Raw genomic sequence first — 3,612 nt, 5'->3', positions numbered from 1 at the left:
TCCCGGACCTTGGCCCAGAGGTGGTTCATCATTCCCGAGCGCTGGACCATGGCGCCCTTGGGCCTGCCGGTGGAGCCGGAGGTGAACATCACGTAGGCCAGATCGAGCCCGGTGCCGACCGGCGTCGGCAGGACGGGAGAGACAGGCGAGACGGGCGAGACAGGCGAGACAGGCGACACGGGTGCCCGCCCCAACCCGAGGACGGTGACCCCGGCGGCCTCCGGGGCCTCGCAGCCCGCCCCGAGCAGCAGGAGGGCGGCGCCGCTGTCGGCGAGCAGGGCGGTGTTGCGGGCGGCGGGCGCGGCCGGGTCCAGCGGCAGGTAGGCGGCGCCGGCGCCGAGGACGCCGAGTACCCCGGCCAGGAAGGGCGCGCCGGGTTCGGCGAGCATCGCCACCACCGAGCCGCGGCCCGCCCCGGCCCCGGTCAGGGCCGTGGAGAGCGCCCCGGCGGCCGCGACCAGCTCCCGGTAGGTCAGCGAACCGCCGTCGTCCGTCACGGCGACGGCCTCCGGCGTGGGCTCGGCCACCGCGCGGACCCGCTCGACCACGCCGAGGCTCTCCTCGGGCAGTGAGGCGTCCCAGCGGCCGAGCAGCCCGCCGAGTTCGCCGGGGGTGGCGGTGCCGGTGAGGTCGGTCGGCGCGGTGATGTCGATCCGGCCCAGCGGCAGTTCGGGCTGTTCGGCGAGGGTGCGCAGCAGGTGCAGCAGGACGGCGGCGATCCGCTCGACCTCGGCCCGGCCGAACAGCTCCGGGTGGTGGTCCAGGCGCAGGCTGAGCGCCTCGCCGGGGTGGACGACCAGGCTGAGCGGGTGGTGCCGGGCGTCCAGGGCCTCGGCCCGGACCACCCGGGGGCCTTCGCCGCCGGACAGGTGCTTTTCGTCGAACGGGAAGTTCTCGAACAGCACCACGGTGTCGAAGGCCTCGCCGGTGAGACCGGCGGCCTGGTGGATCGCGGCGAGCCCGAGGTGCTCGTGCGGGAGCAGCGCGCTCTGCTGTTCCTGGAGGGTGTCCAGCAGCTCGGCGAGCGGAGTGCCGGGGTGCAGCCGGGCCCGGACCGGCACGGTGGTGAGGAACATGCCGATCATCGACTCGACCTCCGGCACCTCGGCCGGGCGGCCGGAGGTGACGGCGCCGAAGAGCACGTCCTGGCGGCCGGTGAGCCGGCCGAGCAGCAGCGCCCAGCAGCCCTGAAGGACGGTGTTCAGGGTGAGGCCCCGGCTGCGGGCCCAGTCGGTCAGGGTGGCGGTCAGTTCGGGCGGCACCTGGGCGTGGACGGCCTGCGGCAGCGCGGGGACGCGGTCCCGGTCGGCCGGGACCAGCAGGGTCGGCCCGTCCAGCTCGGCGAGGGCCGCGCGCCAGGCCGTGCGGGCGGCCTCGCGGTCCTGGGCGGCCAGCCAGGCGAGGTAGCCGCGGTAGGGGGCCGGGTCGGGCAGCGGAGTGCCGTCCTCCCGGCCCGGCGCGCCCGGCCGGGAGGAGAGCAGCGCGAACAGTTCGCGGACCAGCAGCGGCATCGACCAGCCGTCGACCAGGATGTGGTGGCTGGTCCAGACGAACCGGTGGCGGTCCTCGCCGTGGGTGACCAGGGCGAAGCGCAGCAGCGGCGGGTCGGCGAGGTCGAAGCGGCGGGTGCGCTCGGCCTCGGTGAGCCGGGCCAGTTCGGCGGCCCGGGCGGGCTCCGGGAGCCCGGTCAGGTCGGCTTCGTGCCAGGGCAGCCGGGCGTGCTGCGGGATCACCTGGACGGGTTCGCCGTCGGCCCGGGCGCGGAAGGAGGCCCGCAGGTTGGGGTGGCGGTCGAGCAGGGCCTGGCCGGCGGCGCGCAGGGCGGCCGGGTCCACGGCTCCCTGGAGGTCGGCGACGATCTGCAGGGTGTAGACGTCGACGCCGTGGCCGGACGCGGCGTCGTGGTCGGCGTGGAAGAGCATGCCCTGCTGCAGCGGGGTGAGCGGCAGCACGTCGGCCAGCGCGGTGCCGGCCCGGGCCAGTTCGGCCTCGTACTCCTCGATCTCCGTCTGGTCGAGCCGGACCAGCGGGAGGTCGGAGGGGGTGTGGCCGCCGGGGCCGTGGTGGCGGGCGAGCAGTTCGAGGGCGCGGAACCAGGTCTCGGCGACGTCCCGGGCGTCCTCCTCGGCGACGGTGTGCCCGGCCCAGGCCCAGTTGGCGATCAGGTGGGGGCCGTCCGGCCGGTCCTCGGTGGCCGGGGTGACGTCCAGCAGGTGCGGCAGCGGCAGGCCGGGGTGGGCGCCGGTGCCGACCACGCCGTCGCCGCCGACCGGCTCCCAGTGGCCGCTGTGCCGGGCGTCGAAGCGGCCCATGTAGTTGAAGCCGATCTGCGGCCGGTCCCGGCCGGCCAGCACCCGGGCGGCGTGCGGGTTGAGGTAGCGGAGCAGGCCGTAGCCGACGCCGCGGTCGGGCAGGGCGCGCAGTTGCTCCTTGATCCGCTTGAGCGCGGTGGCCAACGCCGGCCCGCCGGACCACAGTTCGTCCCAGTCCGGCTCGCCGGGGTCGAGGCGGACGGGGAAGGCGGCGGTGAACCAGCCGACGGTGCGGGAGAGGTCGAGGCGGTCGCTGAGCTGTTCGCGGCCGTGGCCCTCCAGCTCGATCAGGGTGCGGGCGTGGTCGGCGTGGCCGTGGCGGCGGCGCCAGTCGGCCACGGCGAGGGCGAGGCCGGTCAGCAGCACGTCGTTGACCTCGGCGTGGAAGGCCGCCGGGACGTCGGTGAGCAGCGGGCCGGTGGTCTCCGGGCCGAGTTCCAGGCGCAGGGTGCGCCGGGTGCCGTACACGTCGGTCTCCGGGTCGAGCCGGTGGCGGCCGATCAGCGGGTCCGGGCCGTCCAGGATGCCCTGCCAGTGGGCGAGTTCGGCGCCGCGGACCTGGGTGCGGGCCTGCTCGGCGAGCAGCCGGGACCAGGCGCGGTAGGAGGTGCCGACCGGGTCCGGGGCCGGGGCGCGGCCCTCGGCGAGCGCGTCGCAGGCGGCGGCCAGGTCGGGCAGCAGGATCCGCCAGGAGACGCCGTCGATGACCAGGTGGTGGGCGCAGAGGACGAGGTGGGCGCTGTCGGCGCCGGGCGCGGCGGGGATCAGCACGGCCTGGAGCATCACGGCGGAGCCCGGGTCCAGTCGGGCGCGGGCGGCGGTGGCCTGCCGTTCGGCGAAGCCCAGGACGTCGCCCTGGGGGTGCTCGGCGGTGGTGGCCAGCCGGACTCCGGCCAGCGCGCCGGGGGCCAGCGCCTCCAGGTGCCACAGGCCGGGGGAGGGCTCGGTGGCGCGGGTGCGCAGCGCGTCGTGGTGGTCGACCAGCGAGTGCAGGGCGGTGTCGAGCAGCCCGGCGTCCAGCCCGGCGGGGACCCGGACCACCACGTACTGGCCGTAGGTCGCCACCGGGCCGTCGAGGCTGCCGGTGTCTTCGTGCAACTGGGCTGCGATCGGGGTGAGTTCGTACGGACCGGTGCCGCCCTCGTCCTCCCGGGGGGCCGGTTCGTCGGCGGCGGCGCCGCCCGCGATCCGGGCCAGCGCGGCGACGGTCTTGTGGGTGAAGACGTCCCGGGTGGTGAGGGTGAGCCCGGCCTTGCGGGCGCGGCTGACCACCTGGATGGAGCGGATGCTGTCGCCGCCG

General features: G+C 76.5%; 1 protein-coding gene. It reads right to left on the bottom strand.

Annotation, left to right across the window (positions count from 1 at the left end):
* A partial coding sequence (locus ABTY61_RS41780; protein WP_350510485.1) for a condensation domain-containing protein occupies positions 1-3,612 on the bottom strand: 3,612 nt, incomplete at both ends.

The sequence above is a fragment of the Kitasatospora sp. NPDC096128 genome, from assembly GCF_040303105.1.
Classification (GTDB): domain Bacteria; phylum Actinomycetota; class Actinomycetes; order Streptomycetales; family Streptomycetaceae; genus Kitasatospora.
Note: the sequence above shows the minus strand (reverse complement) of the source record. Positions and strands in the feature narration are given on the sequence as shown.